General features: G+C 60.3%; 14 protein-coding genes. 7 read left to right on the plus strand and 7 right to left on the minus strand.

Annotation, left to right across the window (positions count from 1 at the left end; translation table 11 throughout):
* Positions 1 to 93: 93 nt before the first annotated feature.
* The 3 genes from HNR46_RS10670 to HNR46_RS10680 all read right to left on the minus strand — a co-directional run bounded on the left by HNR46_RS10670 (position 94) and on the right by HNR46_RS10680 (position 3,459).
* Positions 94 to 1,362: a sensor histidine kinase gene (locus tag HNR46_RS10670; RefSeq protein ID WP_184018603.1), complete on the minus strand. Its 1,269-nt coding sequence runs from the start codon at positions 1,360 to 1,362 to the stop codon at positions 94 to 96.
* Positions 1,363 to 1,364: 2 nt separating this feature from the next.
* Complete coding sequence (locus tag HNR46_RS10675; protein WP_184018605.1) at positions 1,365 to 2,042, minus strand: response regulator transcription factor; 678 nt, start codon at positions 2,040 to 2,042, stop codon at positions 1,365 to 1,367.
* Between the two features lie 310 nt (positions 2,043 to 2,352).
* Entirely contained in the window at positions 2,353 to 3,459 is a 1,107-nt protein-coding gene (locus tag HNR46_RS10680; protein ID WP_184018607.1) for an Lrp/AsnC family transcriptional regulator, read from the minus strand.
* A 117-nt stretch (positions 3,460 to 3,576) separates the two neighbouring features.
* Between HNR46_RS10680 and HNR46_RS10685 the strand changes: the two genes are divergently transcribed.
* Positions 3,577 to 3,972 carry a group I truncated hemoglobin gene (locus tag HNR46_RS10685; protein ID WP_184018609.1) on the plus strand — a complete coding sequence of 132 codons (396 nt, stop codon included), beginning with the start codon at positions 3,577 to 3,579 and terminating at the stop codon, positions 3,970 to 3,972.
* Here the strand turns inward: HNR46_RS10685 and HNR46_RS10690 are convergent.
* From HNR46_RS10690 to coaD, 3 genes are all read right to left on the minus strand, one after another.
* Entirely contained in the window at positions 3,944 to 5,788 is a 1,845-nt protein-coding gene (locus HNR46_RS10690) for a carbon starvation CstA family protein (protein WP_184018610.1), read from the minus strand. The genes HNR46_RS10685 and HNR46_RS10690 overlap by 29 nt on opposite strands.
* A gap of 76 nt (positions 5,789 to 5,864) precedes the next feature.
* Positions 5,865 to 7,652: a Na/Pi cotransporter family protein gene (locus HNR46_RS10695; protein ID WP_184018612.1), complete on the minus strand. Its 1,788-nt coding sequence runs from the start codon at positions 7,650 to 7,652 to the stop codon at positions 5,865 to 5,867.
* 132 nt (positions 7,653 to 7,784) lie between these two features.
* The gene (gene coaD, locus HNR46_RS10700; RefSeq protein ID WP_184018614.1) at positions 7,785 to 8,276 is read right to left on the minus strand and encodes a pantetheine-phosphate adenylyltransferase; all 492 of its coding nucleotides are present in this window, start codon (positions 8,274 to 8,276) and stop codon (positions 7,785 to 7,787) included.
* Positions 8,277 to 8,382: 106 nt separating this feature from the next.
* Between coaD and HNR46_RS10705 the strand changes: the two genes are divergently transcribed.
* Positions 8,383 to 9,483, plus strand: coding sequence for a metal-dependent hydrolase (locus HNR46_RS10705; protein WP_343076033.1), 1,101 nt, complete (start codon positions 8,383 to 8,385; stop codon positions 9,481 to 9,483).
* A 13-nt stretch (positions 9,484 to 9,496) separates the two neighbouring features.
* On the opposite strand, the gene HNR46_RS10710 is transcribed toward HNR46_RS10705, so the two are convergent.
* Positions 9,497 to 12,172: a PVC-type heme-binding CxxCH protein gene (locus HNR46_RS10710; protein ID WP_184018618.1), complete on the minus strand. Its 2,676-nt coding sequence runs from the start codon at positions 12,170 to 12,172 to the stop codon at positions 9,497 to 9,499.
* 100 nt (positions 12,173 to 12,272) lie between these two features.
* On the opposite strand from HNR46_RS10710, the gene asnS reads away from it, so the two are divergent.
* From asnS to HNR46_RS10735, 5 genes are all read left to right on the plus strand, one after another.
* Complete coding sequence (asnS, locus tag HNR46_RS10715) at positions 12,273 to 13,640, plus strand: asparagine--tRNA ligase (protein WP_184018620.1); 1,368 nt, start codon at positions 12,273 to 12,275, stop codon at positions 13,638 to 13,640.
* 118 nt (positions 13,641 to 13,758) lie between these two features.
* A complete protein-coding gene (locus HNR46_RS10720; RefSeq protein WP_184018621.1) occupies positions 13,759 to 14,931 on the plus strand; it encodes a metallophosphoesterase family protein in 1,173 nt (390 codons plus the stop codon).
* On the plus strand, positions 14,906 to 17,638 hold the full coding sequence (locus HNR46_RS10725; protein ID WP_221285119.1) for an AAA family ATPase: 2,733 nt from the start codon (positions 14,906 to 14,908) through the stop codon (positions 17,636 to 17,638). The genes HNR46_RS10720 and HNR46_RS10725 overlap by 26 nt, the downstream gene beginning before the upstream one ends.
* 133 nt (positions 17,639 to 17,771) lie before the next feature.
* Positions 17,772 to 18,278 (plus strand): thrombospondin type 3 repeat-containing protein, encoded by a 507-nt coding sequence (locus HNR46_RS10730; RefSeq protein ID WP_184018623.1) that lies wholly within the window; start codon positions 17,772 to 17,774, stop codon positions 18,276 to 18,278.
* A partial coding sequence (locus tag HNR46_RS10735) for a helix-turn-helix domain-containing protein (RefSeq protein WP_184018624.1) occupies positions 18,275 to 18,620 on the plus strand: 346 nt, incomplete at its 3' end. The genes HNR46_RS10730 and HNR46_RS10735, both read left to right, overlap by 4 nt.

An 18,620-nucleotide genomic window follows, 5' to 3' on the forward strand; every position in this document is an offset into this window, starting at 1 on the left:
CATGCACACTCCGCTCCAGAAGTGTTAGGCCAACCTCATGACGAGGCCATTCCGCCATCGCGTAAGCTGCGTCGAGAAAGCGGTCGAGCTGGTCTAGGGTTCCTGAATTTCCGCGGCCTGCATTCCTTCGAGGCGGAGTTCTTCTTCGGCAGGGATCCGAATGGTAAAGCGGGTATCCACTCCAGGGGTGGAGGCGACGTCGATCATTCCGCCATGGGCTTCGATCGCGCGTTTGACGATGGAAAGGCCCAAGCCAGTGCCTTTGATTTCCTGTTGGGAGTGGTGTTTTTCGACGCGGTAGAAGCGCCGGAAGATGTGCTGGAGGTCCTGAGCTGGGATCCCGACTCCGTCGTCTGCGACCCATAGAAGCAAACCGGTGGGCTCGCGGCGAGCTCCGACGCGGACGTGGAGTCCGGGCCGAGGGTTTTGTTTGAGGGCGTTTTCGATGAGGTTGAAAAGGACCTGAGTCCAGTAGAAGCGATCGCCGATGATGGTCAGAGTTTCATCGTCCATCTCGACGTGGATTTCTGCTTTCTGCTGGCGGATGACGGATTCTAGGCGTTCAAGTACGTCCTGGATGCAGGAGCGGAGTCGGAACGGTTCCACCTTGAGGGCGGCGGCTTCCCCACTTTCGAGTCGGGAAATGACGAGCATGTCCTCGACGATCCGGGCAATGCGCTCGGTGTGCTTGCGCATGATCGAGAGAAATCGCCGGGTGATGGCAGGGTCATCGACGAGGTCGTCATCGATCAGGTTTTCCAGATAGCCATTGATGATGGCAAGAGGTGTCCTCAATTCGTGAGACGCATTCGCCACGAAGTCTTTCCGAATCTGGTCAGTTTGATGTTCCGCACTCACGTCACGAATCACGATGCGGGTGAAATGTTCCTGTTCGGGGATCCCGACGATGGGCGCCGCGTCGATATGCCAGACCACCTGACCGCGTGGAGCGTGGCTGGGGGAATCGGAAGTGCGCTCGTAGTAGAGCGAGATCCGCTCGGTGACCGGCTTGGCGTTGATGAGGCAATCCCGCACGGCTTCGATGAGCCGCCGGTCGAGCATCACCTCGCTGACGGGTCGATGGACCAGCACCCTGCCGTTGAAGAAGCGACGGGCGGCAGCATTGGCGATGCGCACGGTGCCACCGGAATCGACGAGAAGGAAGGCGTCGGAGAGCGCATCGAGGATCTTGTCCCGTTCGAGGTGGGCATGTTCCAAATCCTGTCGGCTGCGAGAGCGGCAGTCGTCCAAGGCACGACCCGCTTCTCGCTGGGCGTGTTTGAGGCGCAGCAGGAGGAAGAGGCAGGCAGAACCGGCGGCCACGGCCGCGGTGATTGCCGTCGTGACCACGAAATCGGACATGTTCAGTGCGAGACAACACGGTATCCGACGCCTCTGACAGTTTCAATCATCTCCGCGTGGGGGCCCAACTTCTGGCGCAGACGTTTCATGTGGGTGTCCAGGGTGCGACTGTGGACGTCGTCGCTATAGCCCCAGACAGAACGCAGGAGGTCGTTGCGGTCCTGCGGGGTACCGGGCCGCTCGGTCATGAAGAGCAGCAGCTTGAATTCCGTGGAGGTGAGGTCGACTGGATCTCCGTCGAGATAGAACTTGAGGTCGTTCTTGTTGAACCGGAAGGGACCGTGTTCGACGGTGACGGCGCCCGGAGCGGCATTGGAGCGTTTGAGAATCGCCTGTACTCGGAGGAGAAGCTCTTTGGGAGAAAAGGGTTTGGTGAGGTAGTCATCGGCGCCGGCTTCGAGGCCTTGGATGCGGTCCTCGGTTTGGGCGCGAGCGGTGAGCATGATGACCGGGGTGTCGCGGGTGCGAGCATCGCGGCGGAGTTCCTTGAAAACAGCGTAGCCGTCTTTTCCGGGAAGCATGAGGTCCAGAATGACGAGGTCGGGTTGCTCGTGGATGGCGAGCGACGCACCATGGATCCCGTCGTGGGCCTTGAGGATCGAGTAGCCAGCCCGCTCCAGGTTGAAGCCGATGAGATCGGCAATGTCGCGTTCGTCCTCGACGATCAAAATGCGTTGCATGCTGGGGTCCGATTAGAGCGCGATCGTCACCCTTCAAACCAGCACAGAGTGACGAAATTGTCGCATGTCCCGGAAGTGAACCTTTCTCGGGCGAATCGGCCGAATCCTCGCAGCGGCGTGGGATTCTCAAAGATGAGGCAGGGGAAAATTGGATTTCGTTCGGAATCGTTTCCCTATCTCTTTGAGTTATCTCAATGGGTGTTGATTTTGAGTGGGTTGGGAGTGCGTTCGGTGGAAGTGCCGAACACCCAGCCCTGCCCGATGGGCAGGGCTGTGGAGGGGAATCGGTGCGGGTGAGCTGAATGCGAGGTCAGGCACGATGCTGGGCGTGCCACTCGTGGTAGACTTTCGGCGAAATCTCGGACGGTTTGATTTCTGAGCGGCCTCCCCAGAAGACGTTGGTGTAGGAAACTGGGATGCCGACAGAGTCGAGGTGAGCATCGATGGCGGCCTTGTGGGCGAGCACGCGATCTTTTTCGGTGCCGTGCACGACTCCCATGATGTTGACGTCGCCAAACTGAGGGCCGCCCTCGCGCCAATAGCAATGGGTCATGCAGTAGTGGCGTCCTACTTCGCCGCCGGCCTCGATTTCGCGTCCTTTCGGCACGGCCCAGTGGAACAGGCCATTGAAGCGGGTGACGCGTTCGCCAGCTGCGGAGGGTTTGACGTGTTCGAGGAAGGTGGAGAAGCGGCCGATGACTTTCTTTTCATTCAGGCCGCGGGCAATTTTGTAGAAGGTTTCGGCTGGCATTCCGAGTTGGGCGGCGCGTCCAAGCCAGGGTTGAGCGACGATTTCTTCGGCGGCGAGTTCTTCTTTGAGAACGAGCAGGACGTCCCATTCTTCTTGAGTGAGATCGACGGTGGCCGTGGTCATCATGACGGCGGGTTCCTCGGCCTTTTCTCCGGGTTCCATCGAGCGGCGTCGCACATGGCCGACGCCCAAGGCAAAAACTCCGTTGGCGGGCATCAGAAGATATTCCTCAGCACCGACAAGACGGCTGAGAACGGTGGCATGCTCGTCGAGGGACTCGCCGACGGGGACTTTGAGGGTGGTCCACAGACGGTATCCGGATCCGGAGACCTCGGTGTCCGTGGAGCGAATCACGACGTGTCCGGAGAAGGGGTCTTGCTTCGACATGAAATCGAAGGCGTCATTGAGTTTCTCCTCAGGGACGCGCCAGGCGACCAGAGCGCCATGGGCGAGCTTGGTGGAAAGCAGAGTTTGGCGGACGCGGCGGATGACGCCGGCTTCCAGCATGGCGCGGATCCGTTCCAGCACGGTCGGCAGGTCGACCCCGCTTTCTTCGGCGATCACATGGAATGGGTGCTCATGGAATCCCGAGACGAGGTCCTCAGAGATGGCGAGGATTTTCGCATTGATCGGATCGGAGTGTTCGACGGGGACGGTCGGCTGCATGGCGGCAAGCTAGGAGCGGGAAGGGAGGGGGACCAATCGGAAATTGCGGGAATTGCCGCGTGATCAATCGCAAACGATGCTTAGCCGCTTCTTTGGTAAAAGGTGAAGAATCGGTACATGACTGAAAAACCCGATCATTTGTTTCAGGCCATCGGAGGAGAGAAGGGGATCGAGCTTTTGGTGGACCGGTTCTACGCCCGGGTATTGGCGGATCCGAAGTTGGCGCCTTTTTTTGCGCATGCGCCCATGGAGAGGCTGCGGATGATGCAGAAGGAGTTCTTCAGCGAAGCACTGGGAGGTCCGTTATTTTATTCTGGGCACTCGCTTCGCCAGGTTCATGCGGGAAAGGGAATCCGCAAGGAGCACCTGCGGAAGTTTGTGAAGCACTTGCTGGCAACGCTCGAGGATGCGGAGCAGGACCTCGGTCTGACGCGAAGGGACGTGCACGCCATCTACAGCCGGATTGCGATTGAGGCCGATCGGATCACGGACGATGTGGCGGAGTCGGGTTGAGCGAAGAGGAGTCGACGTCGAGAGTTTGGCGCCATTGGGGCCAAGCACGGTAGGCTTCGATGAGGATCCAAATCTCAAGGGCCAAGGTGGCCACAGCAAAGGCGGAGAGGAGATAGTTGGGGGAGTCACCCGTGAGCCAGGCTTCGGGTCCGGAGATCAACTGAAGGATCAAGGCGGATGCCGGAAGGATGAGCATGAAAAGTCCCGGCACGGCGACCCAGACCAGCGGCATCTTTCGGCGCGCCATCCAGAACAGGACGACTAAAAAGGCGATGCCGCCCAGCAGTTGGTTGGTCGCCCCGAAGAGTGGCCAGAGCATCAAGCCACCTTTGCCGAGCTGATCGAAAGCCCAGGGAGCACCGGGAGCGGGAGCGGCGGCGATGAGGCCCGCGAGCCCGATGGCGAGCAAGGAGGCGGCATGTTTTCCGGTGAGAAACTTCCAACCCACTGCGTTGGCGAGCTCCTGGGTGACATAGCGTTGAAGCCGGCACGCGGAGTCGAGGGTGGTGGCGGCGAATGACGCCACAAACACGCCCATCAGCGCGGTGGCGAAAGTCGCGGGAAGGTGGAGGGCCTGAAGGAAATTTCCAGAGCCGTCGACAAAAGCCCCCACAGTGGCCGGTAGGCCGCCGGAGGCCTTCCAGGACGCATAGCGATTGTGGTAGGCATCGGCACCCGTCAACAGGGTGTCGGTGGCGATGCCGTCGACGATTTTTGGGGCACCCAGCCCGAGGCCAGCGACGCAGGCCAGAATCACGAGCACGGCGAGAAACCCCTCGGTGAGCATTGATCCGAATCCGACCATTTGGGCATCGGCCTCACTACGCAGTTGTTTCGACGAGGTGCCGGAGGAAACGAGGCAATGGAATCCCGAGATGGCGCCGCAGGCAATCGTGATGAAAAGGAACGGGAACATCGGCGGTGCGCCAGCCGGGGCGTCTGCCCCTCGCCGGATGGGCTCGGCAACGATCTCGAGGGCTTGTTTTTCTGGCCCAAACCCGAACAGCGCGGCGACGACCAGGCCGCCCACCACCAAGCCCAGGGAGGAGAGCAGCTGAAGCGAATTGATGTAGTCGCGAGGCTGCAACAGTAGCCACACCGGCAGCACCGAGGCGACGTAGGAATAGATGAGGAGAACGGCCACCCACACGATCACCGGCATTCCGGCCAGCGCCGAGTTGAAGGCATGCAGAACTCCCACGTCGCCCCAGGCCACGGTAAGGTACATCATCGCCAGCGCGGCGATCGAAGGCAGAGTGATCGAGCGCCCTTGGCGATGCAGCGCCATGCCGATCGCGACGGCAATGGGAACCTGAATCAGGCACGGGAAGATCGAAGCCGGGAACATCCGGAATACCGCCGCAATCACCAACCCGAAGATGGCCAGGACGATGGTCAATGCGAGGAACAGGATGGAAAGAAACAGAATCCGTGCCCGCGGACTGAGAACCCGGCCTGCGATGTCGCCGACCGTTTGGCCGCGACTGCGCATCGACACCACTAACGAACCGAAGTCGTGCACCGCCCCAATCAGGATCGAGCCGAACAGTACCCAGAGCAGCGCGGGCAGCCATCCGTAGATCACCGCTAGGGCAGGACCGACGATCGGACCGGTGCCGGCGATCGAAGTGAAGTGGTGGCCGAACACCACCCCTTTGGCCGTCGGCACGTAGTCCTCACCATCTTCGAACTCGATTGAGGGCGGGGTGCGATCCGGATCCAGGCGAAAGACCCGGCGCGCCAACCAACGGCCATAGGTGTGGTAGGCGATCCAATAAAGCACCAGCGAGCCCAGTGCGATGAGAAGGGTAGTCATGGGTTTTCACCAGTAGCCACCATTCCCCCCTTGGGGATCAATGCCGAAGTTGCGTGCCTGAGGGCGAGGCGGCAGATCAATCGTCGGCCCGAGCGGCGAGGGCTTGTTCGCTGCGTTGGGAGCTTTCGATGATATTCAGGGCGTGGTTGCCGATCGCTTCGAGATGGTTGTTGGTCTCGGTGTAGAGCATTTCGGTGGGGACTTCGGCCCCGGCCTGCATGCGGCGGACCGCGCCCTTGTTGTGCTGTTTGCGGAGGCGGTCGATGCGGTCCTCGATGCGGTTGGCATTTTCGAGCATTTCGCCGGTCACTCCGGACAGGGCGTTCGCGCAGAGATCAAGGATGGCGCGGACCTGGGAACAAAGAGCGGTGAGTTCGCGGTGCTGTTCCTCGGTGAAATGGCGGCCTTTCTCGTATTTGCGTTGGACGATTTTGACGAGCCGGTAGATTCGGTCGGTGGCCTCTTCGTATTCGGAGACGACTCGCAGCATGGAGGTGATTTCGCCGGCATTGCTGGGCCCGATTTCGTGGGACGAGCACTGGATGAGGTAGGAGGTGATGTCGCGCAGCATCTCGTCGCAGTCGTCTTCCATCTTCTTGAGGGCGGCGACTTCGGCGGAGAGGTCGGTCTGCGGTTGATTCAGAAGATGGACGAAACCGTCGAACATCTGGGAGGTGAGGACGTTCATCTGGCGCGTCGCGTTCTCCGCTTCGGCAATGTTGAGCTCTCCGAGGTCGACGAGTCCCTGGGAAATGTACTGCAGGCGTGGTGAGTCGTTGATGGGCGCATGATCGCGCACCCACCACTCCACTAAGCGGGCGATGTGAGGAACGAAGCCGATGAGCAGACAGATATTTACGAAGTTGAACGAGGTGTGAAAAATCGCTGTGGCGAACGCGATTTCGGAGGTCTGAAATCCATCGGAAGCAGAGCGCATGCTTTCGGGAAGATGCTCGGCGAGGTTCCAGACGAGGGCGGAGAACGGCACAAAGGCGACGAGCATCCACACCACGCCGATGACGTTGAAGGTGAAGTGAGCTCGTGCGGCGCGTTTGGCGTGAACATTGGCGCCGAGGGCTGCCAGCCAGGCGGTGACGGTGGTGCCGATGTTTTCGCCGAGGACGATGGCGGCAGAGTTGCGGAACACCTCGATCGGATTGTGAAGGTCGCCGAGCCAGCCATTCATGGCACAGGTGATGGTGATGGCCATGGCGGCGGAGGACGACTGAACCATCAGTGTGAGGACGATGCCGCCGAGGAGGTAGAGAACCGTCGAGACGAAGCCACGACCTCCCATCCAGGTGACGATCTGGCGGATCGTTTCAGCGGTGGCGGGATCCTCCTTCATCATCGACTTGAGGTCGGGGACGGAGTCCTTGAGGAGACCGAGGCCAAAGAAGACGAGGCCAAAGCCGAGGAACAGCTCTCCCCAGCTTTTGCCCTTGTCCTTGCCGATGAAAACGAAGGGCAGGCCGATGCCGATGAGAGGGAGGGCAATGGTGGAAACGCTGAATTTTCCGACTAAGGCGACGATCCAAGCGGTGATGGTGGTGCCGAGATTGGCCCCCATGATGACGCCGATCGACTGCATGAGGGTGAGCAGGCCGGCATTGACGAATGAGACGACAAGCACGGTGGTGGCCGAGGACGACTGAACGAGGGAGGTCGTCATGAAGCCGGTCAAAAGACCGCTGAAGCGGTTGCCCGTGATGCCGGCGAGAGCCTGACGCATTTTCTTGCCGGCGACCCGTTGAACGGCCTCCGACATGACTTTCATGCCATACAGAAAGACGCCAAGGGCGCCGAGGACTTGCAGCAAGCCGAGGACCGTAGAGGTGACGGAAAGGGAGCCAAGAAGGGTCATGGGTGCGACGAAACCGTCACAAAGAAGGGGGGCAAACCAGCAAAAACCCCGTGGTTTGTGTGACGACCGCGTCACAAAACCCCCGAATCGCGCCCGTGATGGCGGGATGGGGAAGGATGTCTGAGGGGGAAATCAGCCGGAAAGCTGGTCCTCGAGGGCGGCAAAGACGGCGGCAGGGACGTAGCGCCGAACCGTTTCCTGCCAGCCTTCGGGGCCGATGAGCCCTTTGATCATGCTGGAGGACACCTCGGCGATGTCGCGGGGGGGCATCAGGAACGTGGTGGTGATGCCCGGGGCCAGATCGGAATTGATGTGGCGCATGACGCGCTCGTATTCGTAGTCGTCGGGAGAGCGGATGCCGCGGAGGATGAAGTGAGCATCCATTTCCCGGGCGTAGTCGACGAGGTAGCGGTTGTGGAAATGGGCAATGGTGAGCCGCTCGCAGCTTGGTATGGAGGCGTCAAGGAGGGCCAGACGCTCGTCGATGGAGAAGGTGTAGGATTTCGACGGATTGTCTCCGATGGCAACGATCAGGCGATCGAAAAGCTCAAGGCCGCGTTCGATCATCCACAGGTGGCCGTTGGTGGGGGGATCAAAGGAACCGGCATAGACTGCGGTGCGCATGGCTGCAGGCTAAAGTGGGGGGTGAGGCAGTGAGAAGTGCCAAGTTCCCGGTGGGACGCGGAGTTTTCGGCTTGGCGTGGAGGGCGTGACGCGGAGATTCGCAGCCGTGGATGTCATCACGCAGGCGGCCCTAGGGGCCACAATGGGAGCATTGATAGCGGGTCGGCAGCTCGGTCGTCCTGCGTTGGGTTGGGGGATATTGTGGGCCTGGATTCCCTCGCTCGATGCCGTCTTGCTGCCATTTTTGGACACCGTGTGGGATCTGCGGATCCAGCGTGCGGTGTTTCATTCGGTGGTGGTTTTGGGAGCGATTGCCTGGGCGTTGGCGAAGCCATTGGGGAAACGCTGGAAAAAGAAAAAGATCTCTCCGGCACGGGCGGGGTGGTGGGTGTTTCTCGGCGCCTCAGGGAGTGTGCTGCTGGACAGCTTTACGGTGGAAGGCACGCAGTTTTTGTGGCCGGTGGTGCGTCATCCTTGGTCGTTTGCCAATCTGCCGGCGGTGGACCCCTGGTTTAGCTTGCCGCTACTGGTGGCGGCAGGCCGATGGTGGTTCGTGGAGCCGAAGCTGTGGAAGAAGGCTGAGGGACGCCGTTTTGCGCTCATCTGTTTGGGAATCAGCGCGAGCTATTTGGGGTTGAGTTTCTGGGCCAAGTCTTCGGTTTCCCAAGCGGCGCTCGCCGATTTGGGAAAGCGTGGGGTGGCGTTGCAGAGGAAGATCGAGGTGCCTGCGCCGTATTCCATTCTCTTGTGGAGGGTGGTGATCCAGCATGACGACGAACTGTGGGTCAGCTACCGGTCGTTGTTGGATGGCGAGCGGCCGATGCTCTGGACGATTTTCCCCCGCCGGGAAGCGGCCTTGGAGGCGTGGTCGAAACGACCGGAAGTGCGAACTTTCCGAGCGGTCACCCAAGATTGGTGTGTGGCGCGGGATCGTCCATCCGGGGTGTGGCTGATTGATGCAAGGCAGGGCGAATCCCGGACATGGGATTCCCGCGGTCTTCAACTTCGGCCCGATCCGGGCTGGGACGTGAGAAAGGAGACCAAGGGTGATCCGATGAAAAAAACCGAACCTCAGGAGCGCCACTCAAAGCTCATGCTCGAGCGCATGTGGCACCGAATTCTGGGGGATCAGGAAGGCTGGGAAGATCGAGCCCGCCTGATCGGGAACCCCGGTGCACCGCAGGAATATTTGGGGGCGTTGCACTGAGCATGGCGAGGCGTTACTGGTAGGTCCCCAGCCAGGCTACGATGTCGGCCACATCTTGAGCTGTCAGTCCGAGTTGGTCGGCGTTGAGCATGAGAGATCGCTCCATGGAGTGGCGGCTGGCGACGCGGTCGCGTGGAATCAGTTGGGTGACGCCGCCCGTGGAGGTGGAGACGATTGGGTCGCCGTCCGATTGAATGCGGCCATCGATCCAGCGGCCGTCTTTGAGCTCAATGGCGGTTCCGTCGAAGCCGTGGGCGATGTCGGCGGAGGGGTCGACGATGGCATGCACCGCGGTTTCCACTCCTTGGCGGCCGACCCAGCCTCGCAGGTCTGGGCCATAGTGGGGGCCGACACCATTGATGTGGTGGCACATCGTGCAGCGCATCGCCTGAGCTTGTCCGCGCGAAGAATCGCCGTGGAGCTTGAGGACCTCTTCTTCAGAGAATTTCGTGGTGGCGGGTTTGCCGGGGACGATGCTCTCGCTCAGGACAATCGCATCTGGATCGTAGATGCCAGTTTCCTTGAGCCGGCCGCGAAGGTGGAACGAGTCCCACGCACCGGTGCCGCGCATGAAGAGCCACGAAACGGCCGCGGCTTTGACGGGCGAGTCGTCCTTTGCCAAATCAAACATGGCATCGGCCGCGGCTGGAGCTTGGATGAAGGAGAGGCTTTCGGTGGCAAACTCCCGCTGCTCTTGGGTGAGTTCGGAGCTAAGAGCCCGGATTTTGAGGTCGGCAATCGCCGGTTCCGGCCACAGCCGCCACGTCAGTCGAGCAAAGGCATCGGTCCATTGCAAAGGGGACCCGGGCGAGAGGGCATCGCGAAGGACCGGCCAGATGAGGTTTTCCTGGTGGGTGGCGCCTAAGCCGATGGATTCAAGATAGTTCTTGTCCAGTCCATCCCAACCTTTCGCAACGTCGAGGAGGATCGGCGCACTGGTGGTGGCCGGAACATCGCGCATGGCGAGGGCGACGTCTCGTCGCACCGCAGGAGATGGGTCGCTGGCCAAACCGCGGGCCGCTTCCAGAATGTCGAGGCCGGCGCGGTCCAGGGCGCGAAACGCGACGAGGCGCTCGCGGACTTGGTCCGACGTCAGGAGGGCGCGGCATTTCGCGATCCCATCCTCGCCCAGATAGGGGAGAAGCCAGATGCCGCGTGCGGCAATCCACGGATTCGGATCTTCAAGCAAGGACAGCACGGCGGGGAGGGCGGAGGTTCCGCGCGATTGGAGCGCTGCGAAGCCCGTCCAGCGGACATTGACGGCGGGGCTGCGCAGCGCGGCGATGGCGCCTTCGAGCGTGGTCAGATCGATCTTTGGGACCTTCGGTTGGAAGTTCTTGGGGGCGATGCGGTAGATCGCTCCAGAGCAGGATTCGTCCATGTCGCCGTGGCCGCCGACACGCGGATCAAACCAATCGGTGACGTAAATGGCCCCATCGGGGCCGACCGCCACGTCGGACGGGCGGAACAAGCGCGCATCGGCGTGTTCGACTTGGGTCACCTCACGGGCTCCACCGGTGAAGTCGGCGCCATCGAAAACTCCCGTCGTATTGCTGGTCAGCCAATCGGTGCGATCGAGCTGGTAGGTGGCTCCCTTGGGCTCCGGCTGGTAACCGAAGATGACGTTGCGAGCCGGTTCTCCCGCCAACAAGGTGCCACGGCGTCCTGGGCCAAGGGCACCATTTTCGTAGAAGACGATTCCGGTGGGAGAGCCACCGCCATACACGTCCCCCGCGTCGAATGTGCCGGGATCGTCCTGGCGCCAATGGTTGCGCCAATGCTCCTGACCTGGCCGTTTGACCGATCCATAGAAATGTCCTTCTGGGGTGAAGTAGCCTGCGCAGCCTCCTTCGAGCACGTAGGACGTGCGGCAGGCAGGAGGATCGTCGTTGTCGGTTTGAAAGACTTCGCCAAAGGAATTGACGCAGTTTTCGAAGCTATTGCGGTAACCGTGGCCGACGACCTCCACCTGGCTACCATCAGGATTCATGCGGGCGGTGAAACCGCCGACCCACACATTGCCATCATCGCTGGGTTTGCCGGCAATCGAGGGGTTATCGACGAACCAATCACCGCCACCATCGCGGAAATAATCCCCGGCGATGCGGAACGTTTTCCCGGATTTGTCGGTGAACTCTGACCCGCAATTGCCGTTGTTGATGTACCACTTGCCGTCGGGTCCGCCGACGACCGAGTGTAAAGAGTGGTCGTGATTGCGGGCATTGAAACCGGTCAAAAGCACCTCTCTGGTGTCGACATCCGGGTTGAAGATGGCATCGCGATCCACGTCGGTATAGACGATCAGATCGGGCGGTTGGGAGACCACCACCCGATTGTCGAAAACTGCGACCCCAAGGGGGGCGACCAAGCCCTTTTCTTGCACGAAGGTATGGGAGGCATCGGCCTGACCGTCGCCGTTGGTATCTTCCAAAACCACGATGCGGTCCCCTTCTGGACGTCGGTTGGCGTGGCTGCGATAGTTCACGCCTTCGGCGACCCAGATCCGTCCTTGGGCATCGATGTCCAAATTGGTGGGATTGAATAGCTGAGGGCTCCGGGCCCACACGGTGACTTCCAGACCCTCAGGGGCCACGAAGACCGAGGGATCGACCAGGACCGGATCTTTTGGAGGTTCCCAGCCCGGGGCGAGGGCGGTGAGCAGGCCAAGAATGGGGAGCGTGGCTTTCATGCGGGCCTCCATACGGCTCCTGCCCCCCGGATTCTGTCGAATCCCTATCCTTTCGCGCTCGGCTCTTGCGAGGGGCTGTGGCCTTGCTAGGGAATCCCCCATGCGCACCTTGATTCGCCACCTGCTTGCCGCCACCGAGCCCGCCGAGTTGATCGACGCAGCCGGGTGGGTGCGCACGCGCAGGGATTCGAAAGCCTTCTCTTTCCTTGAACTCAACGACGGATCCTGCCTCGGGAATCTGCAGGTGATCATCGATCAGGGGACCCCCGGGGCGGAGCAACTGCCGAAAATGAGCACGGGCGCTTCCGTGTCGGTTCGGGGGCGGCTGGTTGCCTCCCAAGGCGGGGGGCAAGCCTGGGAGATGCAGGCCGCCGAGGTCCGTCTGCTGGGCACCGCACCCGAAGATTTTCCCCTCCAGAAAAAGGGCCACACGCCCGAGTTTCTCCGCTCGATCGCTCACCTGCGCCCCCGCACCAATCTCTACGGTGCCATGTTTCGCATTCGCAGCCGGATGAGCTACGCGGTCCATCGTTTCTTTCAAGAGCGGGACTTCCACTACATTCACACGCCCATCATCACGGCGAGCGACTGCGAAGGCGCTGGGGAGATGTTTCGCGTGACGACCCTCGATCCCACCAGCGGAGCCAAGCAGCGCTTTGAAGACGATTTCTTCGAAAAAGCGGCGCACCTCACGGTTTCTGGACAGCTGGAGGGAGAGACTTTCGCCTGTGCCCTTGGCAATATCTATACTTTCGGCCCGACCTTTCGTGCCGAGAATTCCCATACTTCTCGCCACGCCTCGGAGTTCTGGATGATCGAGCCGGAAATGGCTTTCTGCGACCTGCAGGGTGACATGGATCTCGCCGAAGCCATGGTGAAGTGCCTCGTGGTCGAAGCCCTTGAAAAGCAGGATGGAGACCTCGCGATCTTTGAGAAGTTTGTCGACAAAGGGCTTCGCCAGCGCCTGGAGTTTGTCGCTTCCCATCCATTTGAGCGACTGTCCTACACTGAGGCCGTCGAGATCCTTCAGAAGTCAGGAAAGGCCTTCGACTATCCGGTCGAATATGGTCTCAACCTCCAAAGTGAACATGAACGGTGGCTGACGGAAGAGCACTTCAAGCGCCCGGTCACCGTTTATAACTACCCGAAGGAGATCAAACCTTTCTACATGCGACTCAATGATGACGAGCGCACTGTCACTGCCATGGACTTGCTGGTGCCGGGCATTGGGGAGATTGTCGGCGGCAGCCAACGAGAAGAACGCCTTGAGGTCCTCTTGGCCAATATGGAGCGGCACTCCCTTTCGCTGGAGGACTATGGCTGGTACGTTGACACTCGCAAATATGGCAGCGTTCCTCACGCCGGGTTTGGGATGGGTTTCGAGCGTCTCCTCATGTTCGTGACCGGGATGCAAAACATTCGCGATGTCATCCCCTTCGCGCGAACCCCCGGGAACTGCGAGTTTTGATGCCTGATGGGAGCGCGATAGTTGGGGTCCGCTTCCCATGGGCTCCTCATGGGAGTCGGATGGATGGGCCCTCCTTCGGTTTGCCCTTTTCCTGAGGATGCTTAGGCTAACCGGGCCCATGACCACCTGTTTCCTCCATACTGCAGATTGGCAGCTGGGAAAGCCCTTCGCCTCGGTGGCGGATGAAGCCAAACGTCATCGTCTCCGCCAAGAGCGGGTCGAGGCGATCCGTCGGATGGCTTCGCTTGTTGAACGCACCTCACCGGATTTCGTAGTTGTCGCCGGCGATTTGTTCGATTCACCGCATGTGACCAAGTCGACGGTTTCTGCGGCTTGTGGTGCCATCGGAGGCTTGAAGGTCCCGGTTTTTGTCATCCCTGGGAATCACGACCATGGCGGACCGGGCAGCTTGTGGGAGCAGGAGTTTTTCCTCCGAGAACAACGGCAGCTCGCGCCGAATCTGCAGGTGCTGCTGGAGGCCAAGCCGAAGGTGCTCGATTCGGCCATACTTTTTCCCGCACCTCTGCTGCGTCGCCATGAATCTGGCAATCCCATCGCCTGGGTGCGGTCCGCCCTTGATGATCCCGAGCTTCCTGCGGATTTGCCCCGCATCGTCCTCGCCCATGGAACCATTCAGGGATTTGGCAGCTTGCCTGCCGATGAAGATGAATCGGCTCCCGCCAATTGGATCGATCTATCATCGCTTCCACTGGATGAAATGGACTATGTGGCCCTCGGGGATTGGCATGGAACCCAGCAGGTTCTCCCCCAAGCCTGGTATTCAGGGACCCCGGAAATCGATCGCTTTCCCAAGGGCGAGAGCAACGATCCAGGGCACGTGCTTCACGTCACCGTGTCCCGCGGCGAACCTCCGCAGGTGGAGAAAGTCCCCACTGGAAAATTGATATGGCGAAAGCATGCCTTCCATTTCAGCGATGATGACGATCTCGAACGTTTGACCCACGATCTTGAGTCTCTTGTGGGAACACAGGTCGACGATCATCTGCTCCAACTTTCGCTCACCGGCATGCTTGGCATGGGCGCGTCCGACCGGTTGGAAAAAATGCTCGAGTCATGGGAAGCGCGGTTGGTGCGTCTCAAGTTGGATTCTCAGGTCATCACGGCCCCGAGTGCCGCCGAGATCGATCAACTCACGTTGCGCCTGGAAGATCCTTTGGTGGCTGCCGTCGCCCGCCAGTTGGTAAATCGGGCCGAAGGTGACGACGAGGATGCCGCCATCGCTCGCCTCGCCCTTCGAGAACTTCATGCCGCGCTCCTTGCGGTCGCCTGACACGATGCGCCTCCTCATCCTCACCCTTCGGAACTACCGCGTTCACCGTGAAATCTCGATTTCTTTGGATCGGTCTCGCACCTTGATTGGAGGGCCGAATGAATCCGGCAAAAGCACCCTTGTTGAAGCCGCGCACCGAGCCCTTTTCCTGCGCGCCAAAACCGGCGGAAACTTGCAGCGGGAGATGCTTTCCACTCTCCATCCTGGCGATCCGGAAGTGGTGTTGGAATTCGAAGCTGCAGGCAAATGCTGGGAACTGGAGAAGCGCTTCGCCGGCCCCCGTGGCTCCACCCGGCTTCGCGAGAAAGGTGGCGCGACATGGCGTGACGACGAGGCCGATTCCAAGCTGGCGGAGTTGTTGAAATGCGAAATTGCCGGAGGTCGAGGAGCGGCGGGGACTCTTCCGGATCTTTGGTCTCATGTGTGGGTCTGGCAGGGTCGTTCGGGTGAAGACCCGTCCTCCTATACGCATCGTGATAAGGACCGGTTGGTCCAACATCTTCAGCCCTCGGGAGCCTCAGTGGTCCTTCCTTCGGTTGTCGATCAGGGCGTGGTCGAGCGCATCTCGAATGCCTACGAAACCCTTTTTACTGCCAAAGGGAAATGGCGTGCCCAGTCGCCGCCCGAGCTCGCTCGAATTCGACGTGACGAGCAGGTCGAAGCGTTATCTCGAGCGAGCGAAGTCGCTGCTCGCTTGGCCCAGGCAGCTGACGATCAGTTGCGCGCCGACCGCGAAATTTGCGAAGTCCAGGCGGCTCTTCCGAAATTGCGGCGCGACCTCCAACTCACCGAAGAGCAACTTCAACGGGTCGCCACCCTGCGCCGTGATGAAGCTCACCAGCAAGAAGCGGCGGACTTTGCCACGGCTCGTCGGGTCGACTTGGAGACCCAAGAATTGGCCATTCGCCGGCTCGACGACGAACGGAGGCTGAAAGCGGAGTCCATCGCTCCCGCTGAAGCTGCGCTGAAACCTCTCACCGATGCCGAGAGTTCAGCAATTTCGGCCTATCAGGAGGCCGAAAGGGCGCAATTCAAAGCGTTGGAGATGCAGCGGTCGGCCCGTCAACATCATGACCTTGTCCAGGCAAGCCTCGCGGTGATCGAGAGATCGGAACTTCTCCAGCGATTGCTGTCCAGGTCCCGGGATGCTGCCGCTTTGCAGGAACAACTTGCCACTCGTCGCTCGCGCCTCGCCCAGCTTCCAGAACTGGCACCCCGTGAACTTTCGCGCCTTCGCCAGCTGGAGTCGGAGGCTGCTCGATGTTCCGCCGCCTTGGAAGCCATGGCTGCCGGGGTGGAACTGATTGCCACTCAGGAGCTTGTGCAACTCGATGGAGAATCCCTGAAGGTCGGCGAATTGCGCATTCTTACGGGCTCGGGTGAGTTGCAGGTGGGCGATCGCACTCGTTTACGAATTCAACCCGGAGGGGGTACCACTCTTGCTTCCACCCGGGATCGCCACCTCGCCGCCTGTCGAACCCTCAGTTCTGCCTTGGAGAAACACACCCTTCGAGATTTGGACCATGCCGTGGAGGTCGTGGACCTACGGCAATCTCTTGAGCAGGAGATGGCTCGCCTTGAGACCCGCTGGATGGCTCTCGGTGGTGCAGGTCTTGCGACTGATTTGGCCCAGGCATCTGTCGCCGATGAGGCCGCGAGGGAGGAGCTTCGCCGTCGTGTCGATGCCATGGACTCAGCGCCGTCGCTGCCTTCAGATGGGAATCGCGCGCTCCATGAGGTCACCGCCAAGAGAGAGGCTCTTCGCGTGGCCGACGAGACCGAATCGCGCACTCGCCGGCAACTTGAGCACGCAGTCGAGAAGCGCGACGCCGCCACTGCCGCCTCGGCACGCCAACGCGAAGAGGTCGCCGCCGTCCGCCAGTCCCTGCGGGATCTTGAAACCGCCTTGCGCACTCGCGAGGAGACTCATGGAGACGAAGCCTCCCGCCGCCTGCAACGGGTGGCGGCAACGGAACTGGAAGCTCGTGCTATTGGACAACTTGCGGCCACCCGAAAATCCCTTGTCGACCACCAACCCGAGCAGCTCAGCGCCGATCTTGAACGGTTCAGACGGGCGCTGGCGACCCAGGAATCCCGCCTGCGGGATGCGGAGAACACCCGGCTGCTTTCCCGCGATCGGCTCATTCTCGATGGCAGTCATGATCCCAACGCAGAGCTTCTCAGCGCGCGGGCGCGCCACGCGGCTGCGGAACTTGCCCACCGCGCAGAGTCCCGTCGAGCTGAAGCCATTGAGCTGCTCCATGAGCTATTCACCTCATCCCGCGACGCCATCGATCGCGCTATGGTGCGGCCTCTGGCTGACCGGATTTCCGGCTACTTGCAGTGTCTCTTTGGTCCTGGAACCGAAGCCCGGGTGGTGCTCACGGATCAAGGCATCGAGAATCTTGAGCTGGTAAGGCCCAACGATCCTTCTTTCTCGTTCTCCACTCTCAGTGGAGGCGCTCGCGAGCAAGTAGCTGCAGCGGTTCGTCTGGCCCTCGCGGAGATCCTCGCCGCTGATCATGACGGCTGTCTTCCAGTCGTCTTGGATGATGCCTTTGCCTATAGCGATCCCGAGCGAATCTCCGGCCTGCAAAGAATGCTTGATCTTGCCGCGCTTCGAGGCCTTCAAATTCTGATCCTTTCCTGTCACCCTTCGGACTATGTTTCCTTTGGAGCTCATGAGATTCGACTGAGTTCTCGGTGAGGTTCATTTCTCCAAATCGAGTCAAATGGATATCACGTGAAAAATTCACAAAGATCTGAAGGAAAAAACTTTATGGAAATTTGAGGTTTTGACGATGGAGTCTCCATTGGCTTATGGATCCATTCCAATACTCATGAAATATTGGAATCATCTCCCCCCGATGATTGCCCGATGCCGACATGGCTTTTGGCGATCTTTGTGCCTTTCTGTTGCAGTTTTCTTTGGCCTTGCTCTCCCCGCCTCCGCGGAATGGGGTGGGGTCGGTGGGTGGACTCCTTTTCCCAGCGATTTTCTTCCATCGCCGAGTAGCAACGACACCGATGGCGATGGCATCCCCAATGCCTGGGAACTTGCTCACGATCTCAATCCGGATGTCGCCCGGGATGCCTGGAGTGACTTCGATCGCGATGGCGTCACCGCGCTGCAGGAATACCAGATCCACACTCTCACCGGCGGACTCTATGGAAATCCCACCGGCACCTGGAGTTCGCAGGTGCTGCCTGCAGTTCCCTGGGCCAGCTCGGCAAGTTATCAGATCGTCGAGTGTGCCTCCAATGGGATCCTGCTAGTGCATCGTCAGAGAATTAACAGGCATACGATCTGCTTTAGCGAAGCATGCCCAAAGCGTTACCGCCCTTGAAAGTCAGCAAAAAGCAACGCGGCGAACTTGAAGCCATCGTCCGTAGTCGTTCGTGCCCGGCAAGCGAGTCTCTTCGCGCACGCATGATGCTTCTTGCCGCCGAGGGCGAGTCCAACCGGCAGATCGCGCTGCGCTTCGATATCAAGCCGCAGGTGGTGGGCGAGTGGAGGCGGCGGTTCGAACAAAGCGGATGCGAAGGACTCAAGGACAGAGCACGCAGCGGCAGGCCCGCCGAGATCACCCCGGGGGTCAAGCGCAGGATCGTCAATGCCGTCTGCCGAAAGCCACCCAAGGGGCTGGGCAGGTGGAGTGTCCGGAGCCTTGCCGACAAACTGGGGATCA

Origin of the sequence: Haloferula luteola (assembly GCF_014201715.1) — a bacterium.
Classification (GTDB): domain Bacteria; phylum Verrucomicrobiota; class Verrucomicrobiia; order Verrucomicrobiales; family Akkermansiaceae; genus Haloferula; species Haloferula luteola.

What these genes read in the sequence shown, in the direction of transcription:
- HNR46_RS10730 (WP_184018623.1), top strand. Translation starts at nt 17,772, where the DNA reads ATGAAATATTGGAATCATCTCCCCCCGATGATTGCCCGATGCCGACAT.
- HNR46_RS10690 (WP_184018610.1), bottom strand. Translation starts at nt 5,788, where the DNA reads ATGACTACCCTTCTCATCGCACTGGGCTCGCTGGTGCTTTATTGGATC.
- HNR46_RS10685 (WP_184018609.1), top strand. Translation starts at nt 3,577, where the DNA reads ATGACTGAAAAACCCGATCATTTGTTTCAGGCCATCGGAGGAGAGAAG.
- HNR46_RS10710 (WP_184018618.1), bottom strand. Translation starts at nt 12,172, where the DNA reads ATGAAAGCCACGCTCCCCATTCTTGGCCTGCTCACCGCCCTCGCCCCG.
- HNR46_RS10675 (WP_184018605.1), bottom strand. Translation starts at nt 2,042, where the DNA reads ATGCAACGCATTTTGATCGTCGAGGACGAACGCGACATTGCCGATCTC.
- HNR46_RS10695 (WP_184018612.1), bottom strand. Translation starts at nt 7,652, where the DNA reads ATGACCCTTCTTGGCTCCCTTTCCGTCACCTCTACGGTCCTCGGCTTG.
- HNR46_RS10720 (WP_184018621.1), top strand. Translation starts at nt 13,759, where the DNA reads ATGACCACCTGTTTCCTCCATACTGCAGATTGGCAGCTGGGAAAGCCC.
- HNR46_RS10725 (WP_221285119.1), top strand. Translation starts at nt 14,906, where the DNA reads ATGCCGCGCTCCTTGCGGTCGCCTGACACGATGCGCCTCCTCATCCTC.
- HNR46_RS10670 (WP_184018603.1), bottom strand. Translation starts at nt 1,362, where the DNA reads ATGTCCGATTTCGTGGTCACGACGGCAATCACCGCGGCCGTGGCCGCC.
- asnS (WP_184018620.1), top strand. Translation starts at nt 12,273, where the DNA reads ATGCGCACCTTGATTCGCCACCTGCTTGCCGCCACCGAGCCCGCCGAG.
- coaD (WP_184018614.1), bottom strand. Translation starts at nt 8,276, where the DNA reads ATGCGCACCGCAGTCTATGCCGGTTCCTTTGATCCCCCCACCAACGGC.
- HNR46_RS10680 (WP_184018607.1), bottom strand. Translation starts at nt 3,459, where the DNA reads ATGCAGCCGACCGTCCCCGTCGAACACTCCGATCCGATCAATGCGAAA.